This is a genomic window from Pelagimonas sp. KU-00592-HH, assembly GCF_040369695.1.
Classification (GTDB): domain Bacteria; phylum Pseudomonadota; class Alphaproteobacteria; order Rhodobacterales; family Rhodobacteraceae; genus Shimia.
Window position 1 is genome coordinate 419,228 of record NZ_BAABWM010000003.1, and the last position, 16,804, is coordinate 436,031.

A 16,804-nucleotide genomic window follows, 5' to 3' on the forward strand; every position below is an offset into this window, starting at 1 on the left:
TCACCAAGAGCCGGTTCAAATTAACTTTTTGTAAACCACGTTTTCTTAAGGAATTCTTATGCCTACAATCGTTTCGTCTTCCAGCAATACATTTTCAATCAACTACCATATCTCGTATGACACGCTTGTGGTTGCGCGCACGGCGAACGTCATCGTGTCGACGACAGGGCTCCCTGCGATCAATGCCGCATCAGGCAATGATGGCCGCATTATCATCGTTGAGGGTCTTATCGTGTCTTCACGATACTATGGGATCGAATTGGGCGACATCACCGACCCAAGCCTTGCCGTGGATAACACTGTCATTGTCACCCAAGACGGCAGCGTGACATCAGAGCTCACGGGCATCTCGGTTTATGCGGAAGATTCCGATATCAGCGTGCAAGGCAGCGTCTATTCCACTAGCTTCTATGGTGTCAGTCTGGGTGGCGATGGGTCTCGCCTGACGAACACCGGCACGATCGAGGGGTACGAGGGGGTCAGAATTTCCCAGACCGCCGACGTGATGAACCGCGGGTTTGTGACAGGTTCGAATGCCGGTCTCGGACTGGGCGGGTCTTCGGACAACTCCAACATTGCAAACGAAGGCACAATTTCTTCGGCATCCAAGGGGATCAGTAATTACGGAAAGAATGTCAGTGTCCTCAACACAGGGGACATTCTGGCAGGTGTGACCGGCGTTCAGAGCGATGCCAGTGGGTTCGAATTGGTCAATGCCGGGAAAATCCTTGGGGAAAGCAGTGGCGTTCAACTGTCGGGTGACGACAATTACCTCGCCAACTCCGGTACGATCGAGGCCGGGACAACGGCGATAAACCATGTATCGGGACTTGGGCTGGAGGTGAAAAACACCGGCACGGTCATTGGTAACGACTGGGCGTTTTACGGGATTTCGAGCGAAGATATTGTCCTGCGAAACCTTGGTGACATGATCGGGGACGTGCGCACCGGGGACGGTGCCGATCTCATTCGCAATGCCGGGAACATTTCGGGGAACGTGTTTCTGGTGTCGGGCAACGACATCTACCGTGGCGGCCTTGGTTCGGTGGATGGAAAAGTCGATGGCGGCAAGGGCAACGATACCCTGTATGGCGGCAAGTCCAATGATGATCTGATGGGGGCAGAGGGAAGCGATAGTCTTTTTGGCAAAGGCGGCGAGGATACTCTGAACGGTGGTATCGGCACCGACCTGCTCAATGGCGGTAAAGGACAGGATCGTTTGCTGGGAGGAGGGCAGGCCGACGACATCTACGGCGGCATGGGAGATGACACGCTCTATGGCGGAGGCGGTGCCGACCTGCTTGCCGGCGGACGCGGCGATGACGTGCTGAGCGGTGGGGCTGGCGCCGACATCTTCGTGTTCAACCGCAACGCAGGCAATGATCTCATCGCCGACTTCACCAACGGTCAGGACCGGATCGACCTCAGCAACTTCGGCATCGAAATTTCCAGCTTTCCTGCCGATCTGCTTGCCGCAGCCACCGATCTCAAATCCGACTTCACCCTGATCGACCTTTCGATGCTCGGAGGGGATGGGTCGATCATTATCAAGGGGCTGGATTTCTCGTTGCTTGGGGCCAGCGACTTCATTCTCTGACACCCTGCCAGAGGCGCGGTCATAGCGGCTATGCGTCTCTGGCCCTTCCTGTACGGTCAGGCTATGCTAAAGGAAACGGAAGCAATGTTGACCGAAGGGAAAGCCCGTGCGTGATCTGAAAATCCCCGAACAGCGCCATCCTGAAAAAGCGCATCGTCCGGATAACGCCCAGCCCAAGAAACCCAAGTGGATTCGGGTCAAGGCACCAACCGGCGAAGGGTATAACGCAACGCGCCGGATCATGCGGGACAACAAGCTGGCCACTGTCTGTGAAGAGGCGGCCTGTCCAAACGCCGGCGAATGTTGGAGCCAGGGTCACGCCACCATGATGATCATGGGCGAGATTTGTACCCGCGGCTGCACCTTCTGCAATATCGCAACCGGAAAGCCGGACGAGCTGGACCAGTTCGAGCCGGGCCGCGTGGCCCATGCGGTTCAAAAACTTGATCTCAACCACGTGGTGATCACCTCGGTGGACCGCGATGACCTCAAGGATGGGGGTGCAGATCACTTTGCCCAGACCATCCGCGCCATTCGCCACCGTAGCCCCAAGACCACCATCGAAATCCTGACGCCGGATTTCCTCAAGTGTGATCCTTCGGTTCTCGAAATCGTGGTCGAGGCCAAACCGGACGTGTTCAACCACAACCTTGAAACGGTTCCGGGCCTCTATCCCACCGTGCGCCCCGGTGCGCGTTATTTCCATTCCCTTCGCCTCTTGCAGCGCGTCAAGGAAATGGACCCGTCGATCTTTACCAAGTCGGGTATCATGGTTGGCCTGGGCGAGGACAAGCAATCGGTTGGGCAGGTCATGGACGACATGCGCGCCGCCGACATCGATTTCCTGACCATCGGCCAGTACCTTCAGCCGACCCCAAAACACCACCGGGTTGATCGCTTTGTGACGCCCGAGGAATTCAAGGCCTATGAAACCGCAGCTTTTGGCAAGGGGTTCTTGATGGTCTCTTCCACGCCGCTGACGCGCTCGTCCTACCACGCGGGCGACGATTTCGCGAAACTGCGCGAGGCGCGCAACGAAAAGTTGGGTCAGGCCTGAACCGGCAGGGGCGCGTTTAGCGCCCCATCTTGTTGACGGTGGCCCAGGCGGGCCAGCCGATCCATTTCTCGACCGCCACCAGCGCCAGACACAGCGCAATCACCACGAACACGAGGATAACCCGCTTTTCCGAAGGTGGGTTGCGTGCCCATCGGGCCATGCGCATGAGGTGGCGCAGGTTCATTCGGTAAAGCGCACTTTGCCGATAAAGGGCAGGTTCCGGTTGCGTTGGGCAAAATCGATCCCATAGCCGACCACAAATTCATCCGGGATCGAGAACCCGATCCAGTCGGCCTTGATGTCCGCCTCGCGCCGCGACGGTTTATCCAAAAGCGCAATGGTGCGCAACTTGGCAGGATTGCGCGACTTCAGCAGGTGCAGCACATGGGTCAGCGTGTGACCGGTATCGACGATGTCTTCCACCACCAGCACATCGCGGCCTTCGATCTCGCCGCGCAGGTCCTTGAGGATTCGCACCTCGCGGCTTGATTCCATTGCGTTGCCGTAAGACGAGGCCTCGAGGAAATCCACCTCGACCGGCAGGTCCAGCTCGCGCACCAGATCGGCGATGAACACGAATGACCCGCGCAAAAGCCCAACAACCACAAGTTTGTCGGTCTCCTTGTATTCCTGGGCAATTTCCCCGCACAGCTCTTCAATCCGCGCTGCAATCGACTTGGCCGAGATCATCTGGTCGATGACATATGGACGCTCTGACATAAGACCCCCTTGATTTTCCGGCCCGAGCATACGAAATGAGCCGCCACTGTCACGTGAAAATGGGGCGACATGCCGACCCACTCTGAAACCCGCACGCTGCCTTATACCGCCCAGCAGATGTATGATCTGGTGGGGGATGTGGCCTCCTATCCGAAATTCCTGCCGTGGTGCGCCGCGTCGCGCATCCGCAGTGTCACGGATGAAGGCGACGCCAAGGTGATGCTGGCCGATCTGGTGATCTCTTTCAAAGTCTTCCGCGAGCGTTTCGGAAGCCGCGTCACCCTCAAGGACACCGAAAAGAGCATCATTACCGAATACCTCGACGGGCCGTTCAAATACCTCAAGTCGACATGGGATTTCAAAGATGTCGAAGGCGGCTGTGACGTGTCTTTCTACGTTGATTTCGAATTCAAGAGCGCGATCCTTCAGGGCGTGATCGGGGTTGTCTTCAACGAGGCCATGCACCGGATCGTGCGGGCCTTCGAACAACGCGCGGCGGCCCTTTACGGTCCTGCCTGACACGCTAAGGTGGCCTCTGACCGACCGGAGGCCATCCATGATCACCCAATCCCTTGCCGATTTCATCGCCAACCCGCCCGCGGCACCCCATGCCACGCGGCACATGATGGCCTTGTCGCTTCTTGACTGGGTTGCCTGTGGCATGGCCGGAGCCGGTGAACCTGTTTCTCGGATCACAAGGGACATGGTGTCTGAGGAAGGCGGCGCGGCGCAGGGCCATATGTTCGGCGCATCCGGCAAGGTGCCGGCACGGGCGGCGGCGCTAGTGAATGGCGCGACATCCCACGCGCTTGATTATGACGACACACATTTTGCCCATATCGGTCACCCGTCAGTTGCCGTGCTTCCGGCGGCGCTGGCCTTGGCGGAAAAGCTGGGGGCATCAGGAGAGGATTTTCTGCGATCCGCCCTGATCGGTGTCGAAACCTCGATCCGCGTCGGGGTCTGGCTTGGGCGTGACCACTATCAGACAGGGTTTCACCAGACCGGAACCGCAGGGGCCTTTGGCGCGGCAGCGGCGGCGGCGCATCTGCTGGGGTTCGATGCCGCCAAGGTGGCCGCCACGCTAGGCCTGGCGGCGACGCGGGCCTCTGGTCTGAAGTCGCAGTTCGGGACGATGGGCAAACCCTATAACGCTGGCCTTGCGGCGGCGAACGGGGTTGAGGCGGCCTTGTTGGTCGCCAAGGGGTTCGAGCCCAATCCAATGGCGCTGGAAGCCGCGCAGGGGTTTGGGCCAACCCACGCCGGACAGGCTCTTGAAGGCGCGCTGGACGGGTTGGGCGAGGACTGGCTGTTCGACAGCATCAGCCACAAGTTCCATGCCTGCTGCCACGGTCTGCACGCCACCCTCGAAGCTCTGGCGGGCATGAACCGGCCGGCGCCAGAGGATGTTGAAAGGGTTGCGATCACCACGCACCCGCGCTGGATGAACGTCTGCAATCAGCCGGACCCGATCACCGGCCTTGGGGCCAAGTTCTCGTACCGGATGGTTGCGGCGATGTCGCTGACTGGCCATTCCACGGCAGCCCTCGACAGCTATTCCGATACCCTTTGCGCCGATCCCGCGCTGGTGGCCCTGCGCCAGCGGGTTGAGGTCACGCCGGACGAGAGCGTTTCGGAAACCGAAGCACAGTTGCGCCTCACCCTGAAGGATGGAACCGTTCTCACCGCAGAGCACGACCTGAATGCGCCCATGGCCATGTCAGATCGCGAAGCGCGGTTGAAAGGTAAGGCGGCGGCTCTGATCGGCCCCGGGAAGGCACAGGCGCTTTGGGATATCATCGAAGTCGGGGCCAATCCTAGAGAGATAGGCAGCTTCATCGCTGGCTGAGGCAAAGCAAAAAGGGCGGCCCATTCAAGGCCGCCCTTTCACGTTCCTGAGTGGATTTTGGAACTTATGAATTCATGTCGTAGGCGCGTTCACCATGGACGCTCAGGTCAAGGCCGTTGACCTCGGTTTCAGCGTCGACGCGCAGCGGTGTGATCAGGCCCACGACCTTCACGAGGACAACCGAAACCACCAGCGTGAAGATGCCGACGACGGCCAGGCCGCCCAGCTGTGCCGCCCAGGAACCTGCACCGAAGACGGCGATCATGATGGTGCCGAAGATGCCGCCAACACCGTGAACAGCGAAAACGTCCAGCGTGTCGTCGATCTTGAGCATGTTGCGCACGACATTCACGGCTTCCTGACACAGGACACCGGCAACCGCACCGATGATCAGGGCTTCGATCGGGCCGACAAAACCAGAGGCCGGGGTGATTGAGGCGAGGCCCGCGATGGTACCGGTCACCAGGCCAACCAGCGAGGCCTTGCCGTATTTGATCTTTTCCCAAAGCGCCCAGGTCAGCGAGGCTGTGGCCGCAGAGATGTGGGTCACGGTCAGGGCCATGGCGGCGCCACCGTCAGCGGCAAGCTGCGAGCCGCCGTTGAAGCCGAACCAGCCAACCCAGAGCATCGCGGCACCGATCATCACCATCCACGGCGCGTGCGGCGGGGTGGTGCGGTTCTTGCGCGGGCCAAGGAAGACAGCGATAACGAGGGCCGCGATACCTGCGGTTTCGTGCACCACGATACCACCGGCAAAGTCCTTGACGCCAACTTCGCCAAACAGACCGCCATCGGCCAGCATGCCGCCACCCCAGATCCAGTGAACCACCGGCGCATAGCACAAGAGCATCCACAGACCCGAGAACAGCAAGACAAAGCCAAAGCCGATACGTTCGACATAGGCACCGACGATCAGGGCAGGGGTGATGATCGCAAAGGTCATCTGGAAGGCAAAGAACAGAACCTCGGGCAGGGTGCCGGACAGGCTGTCCGCGTCAACGCCCGCAAGGAAGGCCTTGCCCAGACCGCCCCAGAGACCACCCTCGCCAGATCCGAAGGCGATGGAATAGCCGACGGCCAGCCACAGGACGCTCATCAGACAGGCGATGGCGTAGGTTTGCATGAAGACGCTGAGGACGTTGCGCGCGCGTACAAGGCCACCGTAGAACAGCGCCAGACCGGGCAATGTCATGAACAGGACCAGGGCAGTTGCCACGATGATCCAGGCGGTATCCGCTCCGTTCATTGTCCCTTCCTTTCCGTTTGTTGCTTGTTTGGGCGTCACAAAGCGGAAGAAACGGGCGGAAAGAAACGAGGGGGATGCGAAAAGATGCCTTTATCGTGGGCATTTTGCAATCTGCACAAAAAATGCGCAGAAATCGGCGGGCGTCGGTTATTTTGGCGTCATCTTGCGGAAGCGGCTTTTCAGGGGGAGGGGGAGGCGATTCCGCAACAGTTCCCTAAAGAACTCTGTCTGCGAGATGTTTCCAATCTTCTTCCACGCGCTGTTTGCCGCGATTGTTCGTTCCCAAAGCGCCGGTATGTGCAACCGTATGGACGAGCACTCCGTCAAGTTCGAGCGGTTTCGAAATAGCGATGTCCATTGGCGGCATCTTACCCAAGCCGGCCACACTTCCAAAATGCCGCCTTACGCCAGCCCCCAAGCAAATGACGTGCTTCGGTTTCGCGATTTTTAGAGCTGGCATCAGGAACTCGACTGCGGCTCTCCGATAGTCCGCCGCCGGAATTTGTGCGGACATACCTCCAGATTTGACAAACGGAAAAAGGTTGGTTGCCCAAGTATCCGAAAACCGTAGCTGAAGGTGGTCGTTCAATAGCCTCGACAGGTTGATGTTGGTCGGAAGCTTGGGGTCATACCCAAAGCGGGCAACGGCTTCGTTGAATGGACCTTGCAGGAAATCTTCGGATGCCCAGTCCTGTCCGAGAATGACAATGCCGCTTTCGAGGTTGTGGGCAGATTTTGACCAAGGTGAAATGTAGTCCGCCTCATAAGCCCCGTTGTGGAACTCGTGAATATTGCGATACCCCGGCCATTGGCTGGCTTGCCGTTTTCGGGCAAGCAGGAGCAGTTCTTCCTCAATCCTTTGGACCACCCGCTTTTCTCCACAACAATTGCAGTGCATGATTCCGTGCCGCCATACGGACCTCGGTGCGCCCAAGTGCGCCGAACTCGATGGTTTCGGTCGTGCAGCCGGTCTTGTCGGCGATGCCAAAGCAGACGCGGCCTTCGGGTTTGAACTCTGATCCGCCCGGCCCGGCGATGCCGGTGATCGAGACCGCGATGTCTGCGTCGCTGTTGACCAGCGCCCCCAGCGCCATCTCGCGGGCGACCTCTTCTGACACAGCGCCCACCGCCGCCAGCGTCGCCTCGCGCACGCCCAGCATTTCGGTCTTCGCGGTGTTGGTATAGGTGACAAAGCCACGTTCGAACACGGCGGACGACCCCGCAACATCGGTCAGCGCCACCGCGACCATGCCGCCGGTACAGCTTTCGGCGGTGGCGATGCGCAGGCCCTTGGCCTTGCACAGGTCCAGAAGATCCGAGGGCGTCATAGTCCCAGAACCCCGTGGCTGAGCCACGCGAGGATGCCGGTGCCGATGGCGGCGAACACACCAGCAATCACGTCATCCAGCATCACACCCAGCGCGTCTCCGCGGCGGTCGGCCCATCCGATGGGGCCGGGCTTGGTGATGTCGAACAGGCGGAACAGAACAAAGCCCGCGATCCATCCCGGATAGAGCAGAAGCGGATCAAGACCCGCATGCCAGGCCCCGAAGCTGACCACGAGAAGGCCGATCCACTGGCCCGCGACCTCGTCGATGACAATCTCGCTCGGGTCATGGTCGTCCTTGCCGCGCGTGGCTTCTGCTGTCGCCCACCAGCCGATGAAAAAGACCAGCACCGAGGCCACCGCCAACAGGGGAAAGCCGCCGATGTAATGCAGGCCAAGCGCCATCAGGACGGCTACGAAAGAGCCCCATGTGCCCGGAGCGGGGCGCAGGTGGCCCACACCAAAGACGGTTGCAATCAATTGGCTCATGTCTTCACCAGTGTCGCGGTGGCAAGCGCCGCGATCCCTTCTTCGCGCCCGGTAAAGCCGAGACGTTCGCTTGTTGTCGCCTTGATGCTCACGCGGTCCGCATCCAGCCCCATGATCTCGCCCATACACTGCATCATTGCTGCGGCGTGCGGGCCGATCTTGGGGCGTTCACAGATCAGGGTGCAGTCGATGTTGGAAATCGTGAACCCCTTGTCGGCGGCCAGTTTGACAGCGTGATCAAGGAAGATCGCGCTGTCCGCACCTTTCCACTGCATATCGCTGGGCGGAAAGTGACGCCCGATATCGCCCTCGGCCAGTGCGCCATAGATGGCATCCGTCACCGCGTGCATGCCGACGTCGGCATCGGAATGGCCCTTGAGGCCCCGTTCATGCGGAATTTCCACGCCGCAGAGGGTGACAAAACTGCCTTCACCAAAGGCATGTACGTCGAACCCATTGCCCAGCCTGATATCCATGTTGTCCCTCAATACCTCTTCCATGCGGGCGAAATCGCCCGGGGTGGTGATCTTCAGGTTTGCTTCATCGCCCGGAACGATGGCCACGTCCAGACCTGCCTGTCTGGCGACCTCGACATCATCGGCCGCGCCACCCGGATGCGCGCGATGCGCGGCTAGGATGGCGTCGAAGTGAAAGCCCTGCGGTGTCTGGGCGCGAAACAGGCCCGTGCGATCCTGGGTGCCCGCGACAATGCCGTCAGCACCGCGCCAAAGGGCATCCGTTACGGCAAGGGCAGGGGCGGCGCCCTGCGCCGTGTCCAGCGCATGAATCACGTCGCTGATGGTCTGGCCCGTGATCCCCGCGCGTGCCACGTCATGGATCAGAACGCGGGTCACACCGCGGCCTTCCAGCGCTTCAAGCCCCGCACGGACCGAGGCATCGCGGGTAGCGCCGCCATGCACAAAGTCGACGCCCAGTGTTTCGGCTTCGTGATCGTCATCCGGATGGGTGACCGCGATCACGAGATCGATGTCGGGATGCTGCGTGAATGCGGCGATGGTCCAGTCGGCAACACGGCGTCCGGACAGGGGGCGCCACTGCTTTGGAGCGCCCGCGCCAGCACGGGTTCCACGCCCTGCGGCCACGATCACGGCGGCTGTTTTTCCATGAGAATGCGTCATGTCCTTTGTCTAGAACTTGCGCGAGAGAGAGGCAATCGGCCCTGTGGGTGTGCCTATATTTTAATCATTTGAATTTTTGCGCTACATATTTCACCAGTCGATCATTGTGTTAGCGCCCTGAGTCGGCTAGCTCGAATTTAATGCACAAGGATTAAGCATGTGACCGTTCAAGTCGCACACCTCACTCTGAACCCTCCTGTTTTTCTGGCGCCACTCGCCGGAATTACCGATTTGCCATACCGCGATCTGGTGTCGTCCTTTGGGGCGGGGCTTGTCGTGTCTGAAATGGTGGCAAGTCAGGAGATGGTGCAATCCAAGCCCGGTGTAAGGGAAAAGGCCGAACTCGGGTTCGGCAAGGCTAACACCTCGGTTCAGATCGCAGGCCGTGAGGCCTATTGGATGGCCGAGGCCGCGCGGCAGGTCGAAGCCAATGGCGCGGCGCTGATCGATATCAACATGGGATGTCCGGCCAAGAAGGTCACAAGCACCAGCGGGGCAGGGGCCTCCGGCTCTGCCCTCATGAAAGATCTCGATCACGCGCTTGGCCTGATCGAGGCGGTTGTAGAGGCCGTGAACATCCCGGTGACGCTCAAAACCCGGCTGGGGTGGGATGACAACATGCTGAATGCCGCCGAACTGGCGCGTCGTGCCGAAGATGCCGGCATTCAGATGGTCACGATCCACGGCCGCACCCGCTGCCAGTTCTACAAGGGATCGGCAAACTGGGCCGCGATTGCCGCGATCAAGGAGGCTGTGAACGTACCGGTGATTGCCAATGGTGACATCGTCGACACGACCTCTGCCCGCGAGGCTCTGCGCCAGTCCGGAGCCGATGGCATCATGGTGGGTCGCGGCGCACAGGGACGGCCCTGGGTGCTTGCGCAGATGGCCGCTGACCTGTTTGGCGGCGAGGCACCGGACATCCCGCAGGGCTGGGCGCTCGTTGACATGGTCTCGGATCACTACGAAACCATGCTGTCCTTCTATGGCGAAGACCTTGGGCTGCGCGTCGCTCGCAAACACCTTGGTTGGTACATGGACGATGCGGCCACTCCGAAAGACTTGCGCCGACTGGTGCAGACGGCCCGCGATCCGAAACAGGTTCTCGCACTATTGCCTGACGCGCTTGGCGCTGGGGACAAGAAGGATGTGGCGTGATGAATGATCTCGCGATTTGGAACTCCCTGCCAATTCCGGCGATCCTCGTGGATGGAAGCGATCGGGTGGAAGATATCAACCCGGCGGCTGAGAACTTTCTCAACACGTCCGTCAAATCCATCCGTGGTGTGCCGATCTGGGACAAGTTGATGGTGGATGCGCCCTTGGAAGAGGCGTTTGAGCGCGCCCGCAGATTCAGCACACCGCTGTTCGTGAACGATGTCGACATCGGCACTGGCGATGGTCCGCCGATGCAGTGCAATCTCAAGATCGCTCCGGTCTCGAACGCCAGCGAAAAGATGATCTTCCTGATCTCGTCGCGCGAACTTGCGGGGCGCATGACACGATCCAACGGCGTGAAATCCTCGGCCAAGTCGGCCATCGGCATGGCCGAGATGCTGGCGCACGAGATCAAGAACCCGCTCGCCGGAATCACCGGTGCCGCGCAACTTCTGTCGATGAACCTGAGCCCCGATGATCTCGAGTTGACCGATCTTATCGTCGAGGAAAGCCGCCGCATCGTGAAACTGCTGGAACAGGTCGAGCAGTTCGGCAATCTCTCGCCACCGCAGCGGGAACCGGTTAACATTCACGATGTCCTCGACAAGGCGCGTCGCTCTGCCGTGGTTGGTTTCGGGGCGCATATGACAGTGATCGAAGACTACGATCCATCGCTGCCCCTGGCGCAAGGGGATGCGGACCAGCTTCTGCAAGTCGTATTGAACCTGTTGAAGAACGCGTCGGAGGCCGCTGGTGATGCCGGCACGATCCGCCTGCGCACCTACTATGAACACTCCTTCCGCCTGCGCCGCTCCGATGGCACAGGCCAGGCCCTGCCGCTACAGATCGAAGTGATCGACGACGGCCCGGGCCTGCCACAGGACATCAAGGGCGACGTGTTCGATCCCTTCGTGTCCGGCCGTGAGAACGGGACCGGGCTTGGCCTTGCCCTCGTGAGCAAGATCATCTCGGACCACGACGGCCTGATCACCGTAGACAGCGTGCCCGGGCGCACGGTGTTCCGCATTTCCCTGCCGCGCATGCCCCGCGACACGAACAAGAAACGTAAGGAGACCACCTGATGGATGGCACCGTACTTGTCGCTGATGACGACCGCACAATCCGCACCGTATTGACACAGGCGCTGACCCGCGCTGGCTGTAAGGTGCATGCCACCTCCTCGCTGACCACGCTGATGCGCTGGGTCGCCGAAGGCAAGGGCGACGTGGTGATCACGGACGTGATGATGCCCGATGGCAATGGTCTCGAGATGCTGCCCAAGATCTCGGAGGATCGTCCCGGTCTGCCCGTCATCGTGATCTCGGCGCAGAACACCATCATGACGGCAATCCAGGCCGCAGAGGCCGAGGCCTATGACTACCTGCCGAAGCCCTTCGATCTGCCGGACCTGATGAAACGCACCGGTAAGGCGCTTGAGCAGAAACGCCGCGCCCCCAGCGTGCCGCAAGCCGACGACGAACGCCCCGACGAACTGCCCCTGGTGGGGCGCACCCCGGCGATGCAGGCGCTTTACCGCCTCGTGGCGCGGGTGATGAATACCGATCTTCCGGTTCTGATTTCTGGTGAAAGTGGCACTGGCAAGTCGTTGATCGCGCGCGAAATTCACGATTTCTCGGACCGTCGCACATTGCCTTTTGTCGCGGTGACTGCCGCTGACCTGAACGATCTGGAAGGGCCAAGCAAAGTTCTTGCCAAGGCCAAGGGTGGCACGGTTGTTTTTGACGAAATCGGTGATTTCGACGACGAAATTCAGGCCCGCATCGTGCGCATGATCGACAACCCTGGTGAACATTCCCCGCGGTTCATGGCGACGTCGCAGATCAATCTGGAAGACGCGATGGAAAAGGGCAAGGTGCGCCAGGACCTGTACTACCGTCTGAACGGGGCCACCATCCACGTGCCGTCGCTGCGTGAGCGTGTCGACGATATTCCCTTGTTGGTCGAACACTTCCTGAACCGCTCGGAACGCGATGGCGCGCCCATGCGCCTGTTCTCCAAGGACGCGATGGAAATGCTGCGCGCCTACAGTTGGCCGGGCAACGTGCGTCAGCTTGAAAACGCGGTGAAACGTCTAGTCCTGACCGCGCGGACCGATGAAATCACCTTGGCCGAAGCAGAAGGCGTTCTCGGGGCGCAGCCGCAGGTGGGCCCGAACCTTGGCGGGGAAGACACAGAAAAACTGTCGGCGTCCGTGGGCCGTCACCTGCGTCGCTACTTTGATCTGCATGGCAATATGCTGCCGCCCGCCGGTCTTTATGCCCGCATCCTGCGCGAGATCGAACTGCCTCTGATTGAAATTGCATTGGACGCCACCGGCGGCAATCAGGCCAAATGCGCCGATCTGCTTGGCATCAACCGAAATACGCTGCGCAAAAAGATCACCGATCTGGATATTCAGGTGACACGGCGCCGCAAGTTGATGTAAAACTGCCACAATAGCGTGGCCTTTCTGCCGCAGTTTTCTGCGGCTTGGCCCAAAAATCATGGCGGTATGCCGGTGCGCCGGCGAAGAATCGATTGAGGTTGTCGGGTGGATACCCTGGCAAAAAATGGTCACTGGGCGAAACTGAACCGCTTGCGAAGGCAGCGGCGTGTGCGGAATTTTGCCACCTGGGCATTGGTCTTTCTTGGCCCATGCCTCGCCCTTGCGACCTTCCTGATCCTCGGGCCAATGAACCAGCGCTCAACCTCCGGGGCATTGCGGCTGGTTCTCCTGCTTGACCTTGTCTACGTGATTGCAGTGGCGGCGTTGGTTGCCCAACGAATAGCTCGCATCTATGCCTCCCGACGGGCGCAATCGGCCGGCTCGCGCCTGCACATGCGTCTGACGGGAGCCTTTGCCCTGCTTGCGCTTGTCCCGACTGTATCAGTCGCGGTGTTCGCGGGTTTGACAGTGAACATCGGTCTTGAAGGCTGGTTCTCGGACCGTGTCAGCAGCGTTGTCGGAAACTCGGTAGCCGCCGCACAAGCCTATGAAGAGGAACACGTGCGTGACCTCGAATTCGACGCGATGGCCCTGGCGCGGTTCCTGAACGGACAGAGACGTTCGACCTTTTTCCTCTCAACCGGCGACATTCGGGTGCTTTTGTCCAGTGGGCAGAACCAGATTCAGCGCGGCGTGAAAGAGGCCTATGTGATTGATGGCACCGGTGAGATCCGGGCGCGGGGCGAAAGCTCGTACCTTTTTGATTTCGAACGGCCAACGCCGGAACAGATCGGCGAGGCCACGCAACAGGGCAGCGTGATCATCCGCGACTGGGAAACCAACGAACTTCGGGCGCTGGTGCGGTTGGACGCCTTCGTGGACCGTTTGCTATATATCAGTCGCGAGGTGGATGGCTCTATCTTCTCGCTGCTCGATGAAACCCGGGAAACCGCAAAACTCTATAACCAGCTGGAAAGCGAACGCGGCCGCGTCCTGTTCGAGTTTTCGCTGGTCTACCTTGGCTTTGCCGTGATCCTGATTGCTGCCGCGATCTGGATGGGGCTATGGTTTGCAGAACGTCTAGCACGCCCGGTCGGGCGCCTGACGGGCGCGGCTCAGCGCGTCGGGGCAGGGGATCTTAACGTTCAGGTGGTCGAGGAAGACGGCGACGACGAGATCGCCATGTTGGGGCGCTACTTCAACCAGATGACCCGTCAGTTGAAAGGCCAACGCGACACGCTGCTTGAAAACACGCGGCAGATTGAACAGCGCCGTCGGATGTTCGACTCGGTTTTGAGCTCGGTGACCTCTGGCGTGGTTGGCCTTGATGCCGAGGGCAAGGTGGCTTTCGTGAACCGCTCCGCCGAACGTCTGCTGGACTGGTCGGGCGATCATCAGAGCATGGCAATCGCCGTCGCGGTTCCCGAGTTCGGGCCGATGTTCGCAACATTGTCCGAAGGCCCTGCCGAAGTGGCGCAGGATGAGGTGCGCGTTGTACGCTCCGGACGGCTTGAGAACCTGCTGGTGCGCATGTCGACCCGCCGCAACGAAGATGGCGGCCTTGAGGGCTATGTTGTGGCCTTCGACGATGTCACCGATCTGGTGACGGCACAGCGGATGGCGGCCTGGGGGGATGTGGCCCGCAGGATCGCCCACGAGATCAAGAACCCGCTCACGCCGATCCAGCTGTCTGCGGAACGTATCAAGCGCAAGTTTGCCTCGCGTGTCGGCGACGACAGCGAGAAGCTGGAGCAGATGACCGAAGTCATCGTGCGCCAGACCAATGATCTGAGGCGCATTGTCGACGAGTTTTCCAAGTTCGCCCGCATGCCGGAACCGGACCGTCGCAATACCGACGTAATACCGACGCTGGACCGATGTGTTCTTTTGCAGGAGGCAGGCCAGCCAACAGTCAAGTTTGTGCGTGACATCACAGAAGGCCCGGTCTGTGCTGATCTTGATGAAACCATGATTTCACAGGCCCTGACCAACCTGATCAAGAATGCCGGTGAGGCGATTGAAACCCGCATCGAAAAAGGCGCCCCGGACGGGTTTTCGCCGGAAATTCGGGTGGCCTGCGACGTGCAGGACGGACGTGTGGAAATCCGCATTTGTGACAATGGCATCGGTCTTCCCGAAGACCGCGCCCGCCTGTTCGAACCTTATGTCACCACGCGTGACAAGGGCACCGGGCTGGGCCTGCCGATTGTCAAGAAAATCATTGAAGAACATGGCGGTAGCCTTGTTCTTGAAGACGCTCCGGTGTTCGGCGGCAACGACCGCCCCGGCGCGATGGCTGTAATCCGATTGCCTTTGTCCGCCCCGCAGAGGGCGGCCGGGGAGATGCAAGAAGAGGTGGGTGAGTAAATGGGTGACATTCTTATTGTCGACGACGAGCGCGACATTCGCGAGTTGATTTCGGATATTCTCGAGGACGAGGGCTTCACGACCCGTCTCGCAGGCAATTCCGACGACGCAATGAAAGAGGTGCAGGCCGAGCAGCCCGCCCTGATGATCCTCGATATCTGGCTGAAAGACAGCCACATGGACGGGATCGACATCCTCAAGGTCGTCAAACGCGACCACCCCGACGTTCCGGTCGTGATCATCTCTGGCCACGGCAACATCGAAATCGCCGTTGCCGCGATCAAACAGGGTGCCTACGACTTTATCGAAAAACCCTTTAATATCGATCAGTTGCTAGTTGTTATTCGACGCGCGATGGAGACCTCGCGGCTGCGTCGTGAGAACCAGGAACTGAAGAAGCAGGACGCAAAGCCCAGCGAGGTTCTGGGAGACAGCGCCGCGTTCCGGATGCTGATCGGTCAGCTGGACAAGGTCACCAAATCGAACGGGCGGGTGATGCTGTCCGGTCCGGCCGGCGTCGGCAAGGAAGTCGCCGCACGCTATATCCACGCCAACTCAAACCGCGCCAACGCGCCATTTGTCGTGATCAGCTGCGATGGGATGGATCCGGATCGCATCGATGAAATGCTGTTCGGGAGCGAAAGCGCGGAACGTGGTGTGGAAACCGGTCTTCTTGAGCAGGCGAATGGCGGGGTCGTCTACTTTGACGAAGTTGCCGACATGCCCGAAGCCACCCAGTCCAAGATCCTGCGGGTCCTGGTTGAACAACAGTTTCAACGTGTTGGCGGGCATGAGAAAATCCGTGTTGACTTGCGAGTGATTTCCTCGACCAATCGCGATCTGGATGCAGAAATCGAGGCAGGAAACTTCCGTCAGGAACTCTACCACCGTCTGAACGTCGTGCCGATTGCGGTGCCGTCGCTTGAGGACCGTCGTGAAGATATTCCACTCCTTGCCGAGCACTTTATTCGCGAGCTGAACGCCTCGCAGGGCCTGCCGCTGCGGGAGATTTCGGAAGAGGCCGTCGCTCTGATGCAGACCATGTCCTGGCCCGGAAACGTACGTCAGCTCAAGAACCTGATCGAGCGCGTGCTTATCCTCGGAGACGGTAACGGCCCGATCGAGGCCAAGGAACTGCCCGGAGACGGCCCGGCGGACGAGGAAGAAGGCCGCGTCGTCCTCTCCGGTGCGCTTGCGACCTTGCCGCTGCGCGAGGCCCGCGAGGCATTTGAGCGAGAGTACCTGCTGACACAGATCAATCGGTTTGGCGGCAACATCAGCCGGACCGCGAATTTTGTCGGCATGGAACGCAGCGCGCTGCACCGCAAGCTCAAGTCACTGGGTGTTGTGACCTCGGCCAAAACCGGTGCGCGGGTTGCGCGGGTTCAGGAAGACGAGGCGAGCTGACC

At 59.9% G+C, this 16,804-nt stretch carries 16 protein-coding genes; 9 read left to right on the forward strand and 7 right to left on the reverse strand.

Going from position 1 to position 16,804, the window contains the following annotated elements:
• Positions 1–58 precede the first annotated feature (58 nt).
• A complete protein-coding gene (locus ABWV42_RS14430) occupies positions 59–1,597 on the forward strand; it encodes a calcium-binding protein (RefSeq protein ID WP_353340781.1) in 1,539 nt (512 codons plus the stop codon).
• A gap of 106 nt (positions 1,598–1,703) precedes the next feature.
• Positions 1,704–2,654: a lipoyl synthase gene (gene lipA, locus ABWV42_RS14435; protein WP_255106473.1), complete on the forward strand. Its 951-nt coding sequence runs from the start codon at positions 1,704–1,706 to the stop codon at positions 2,652–2,654.
• A 16-nt stretch (positions 2,655–2,670) separates the two neighbouring features.
• Here lipA and ABWV42_RS14440 read toward each other — a convergent pair whose 3' ends face one another.
• Positions 2,671–2,814 carry a hypothetical protein gene (locus ABWV42_RS14440; protein WP_353340783.1) on the reverse strand — a complete coding sequence of 48 codons (144 nt, stop codon included), beginning with the start codon at positions 2,812–2,814 and terminating at the stop codon, positions 2,671–2,673.
• Between the two features lie 20 nt (positions 2,815–2,834).
• The gene (gene hpt, locus ABWV42_RS14445) at positions 2,835–3,374 is read right to left on the reverse strand and encodes a hypoxanthine phosphoribosyltransferase (protein ID WP_255106477.1); all 540 of its coding nucleotides are present in this window, start codon (positions 3,372–3,374) and stop codon (positions 2,835–2,837) included.
• A gap of 69 nt (positions 3,375–3,443) precedes the next feature.
• Between hpt and ABWV42_RS14450 the strand changes: the two genes are divergently transcribed.
• Together ABWV42_RS14450 and ABWV42_RS14455 are read left to right on the forward strand one after the other, a co-directional pair.
• A complete protein-coding gene (locus ABWV42_RS14450) occupies positions 3,444–3,893 on the forward strand; it encodes a type II toxin-antitoxin system RatA family toxin (protein WP_353340784.1) in 450 nt (149 codons plus the stop codon).
• Between the two features lie 37 nt (positions 3,894–3,930).
• Complete coding sequence (locus ABWV42_RS14455; protein ID WP_353340785.1) at positions 3,931–5,223, forward strand: MmgE/PrpD family protein; 1,293 nt, start codon at positions 3,931–3,933, stop codon at positions 5,221–5,223.
• A 64-nt stretch (positions 5,224–5,287) separates the two neighbouring features.
• Here ABWV42_RS14455 and ABWV42_RS14460 read toward each other — a convergent pair whose 3' ends face one another.
• From ABWV42_RS14460 to ABWV42_RS14480, 5 genes are all read right to left on the reverse strand, one after another.
• Positions 5,288–6,469, reverse strand: coding sequence for an ammonium transporter (locus ABWV42_RS14460; protein ID WP_353340786.1), 1,182 nt, complete (start codon positions 6,467–6,469; stop codon positions 5,288–5,290).
• 214 nt (positions 6,470–6,683) lie between these two features.
• The gene (locus ABWV42_RS14465) at positions 6,684–7,337 is read right to left on the reverse strand and encodes a uracil-DNA glycosylase family protein (RefSeq protein ID WP_353340787.1); all 654 of its coding nucleotides are present in this window, start codon (positions 7,335–7,337) and stop codon (positions 6,684–6,686) included.
• A complete protein-coding gene (locus ABWV42_RS14470) occupies positions 7,321–7,797 on the reverse strand; it encodes a CinA family protein (protein WP_353340788.1) in 477 nt (158 codons plus the stop codon). Before ABWV42_RS14470 ends, ABWV42_RS14465 begins: the two co-directional genes overlap by 17 nt.
• The gene (locus tag ABWV42_RS14475; protein ID WP_353340789.1) at positions 7,794–8,285 is read right to left on the reverse strand and encodes a phosphatidylglycerophosphatase A family protein; all 492 of its coding nucleotides are present in this window, start codon (positions 8,283–8,285) and stop codon (positions 7,794–7,796) included. Before ABWV42_RS14475 ends, ABWV42_RS14470 begins: the two co-directional genes overlap by 4 nt.
• Positions 8,282–9,424 (reverse strand): bifunctional 2-C-methyl-D-erythritol 4-phosphate cytidylyltransferase/2-C-methyl-D-erythritol 2,4-cyclodiphosphate synthase, encoded by a 1,143-nt coding sequence (locus tag ABWV42_RS14480; RefSeq protein ID WP_353340790.1) that lies wholly within the window; start codon positions 9,422–9,424, stop codon positions 8,282–8,284. The genes ABWV42_RS14475 and ABWV42_RS14480 overlap by 4 nt, the downstream gene beginning before the upstream one ends.
• 159 nt (positions 9,425–9,583) lie before the next feature.
• Here ABWV42_RS14480 and dusB point away from each other — a divergent pair, with 159 nt between their 5' ends.
• The 5 genes from dusB to ntrX all read left to right on the forward strand — a co-directional run bounded on the left by dusB (position 9,584) and on the right by ntrX (position 16,802).
• On the forward strand, positions 9,584–10,582 hold the full coding sequence (dusB, locus tag ABWV42_RS14485) for a tRNA dihydrouridine synthase DusB (RefSeq protein ID WP_353340791.1): 999 nt from the start codon (positions 9,584–9,586) through the stop codon (positions 10,580–10,582).
• Entirely contained in the window at positions 10,582–11,664 is a 1,083-nt protein-coding gene (locus ABWV42_RS14490; protein ID WP_502930966.1) for a two-component system sensor histidine kinase NtrB, read from the forward strand. Before dusB ends, ABWV42_RS14490 begins: the two co-directional genes overlap by 1 nt.
• Complete coding sequence (locus ABWV42_RS14495) at positions 11,664–13,028, forward strand: response regulator (protein ID WP_255106505.1); 1,365 nt, start codon at positions 11,664–11,666, stop codon at positions 13,026–13,028. Before ABWV42_RS14490 ends, ABWV42_RS14495 begins: the two co-directional genes overlap by 1 nt.
• A gap of 246 nt (positions 13,029–13,274) precedes the next feature.
• Positions 13,275–15,395 (forward strand): sensor histidine kinase NtrY-like, encoded by a 2,121-nt coding sequence (locus ABWV42_RS14500; RefSeq protein ID WP_353340793.1) that lies wholly within the window; start codon positions 13,275–13,277, stop codon positions 15,393–15,395.
• On the forward strand, positions 15,396–16,802 hold the full coding sequence (gene ntrX / locus ABWV42_RS14505; RefSeq protein WP_353340794.1) for a nitrogen assimilation response regulator NtrX: 1,407 nt from the start codon (positions 15,396–15,398) through the stop codon (positions 16,800–16,802).
• Positions 16,803–16,804 lie beyond the last annotated feature (2 nt).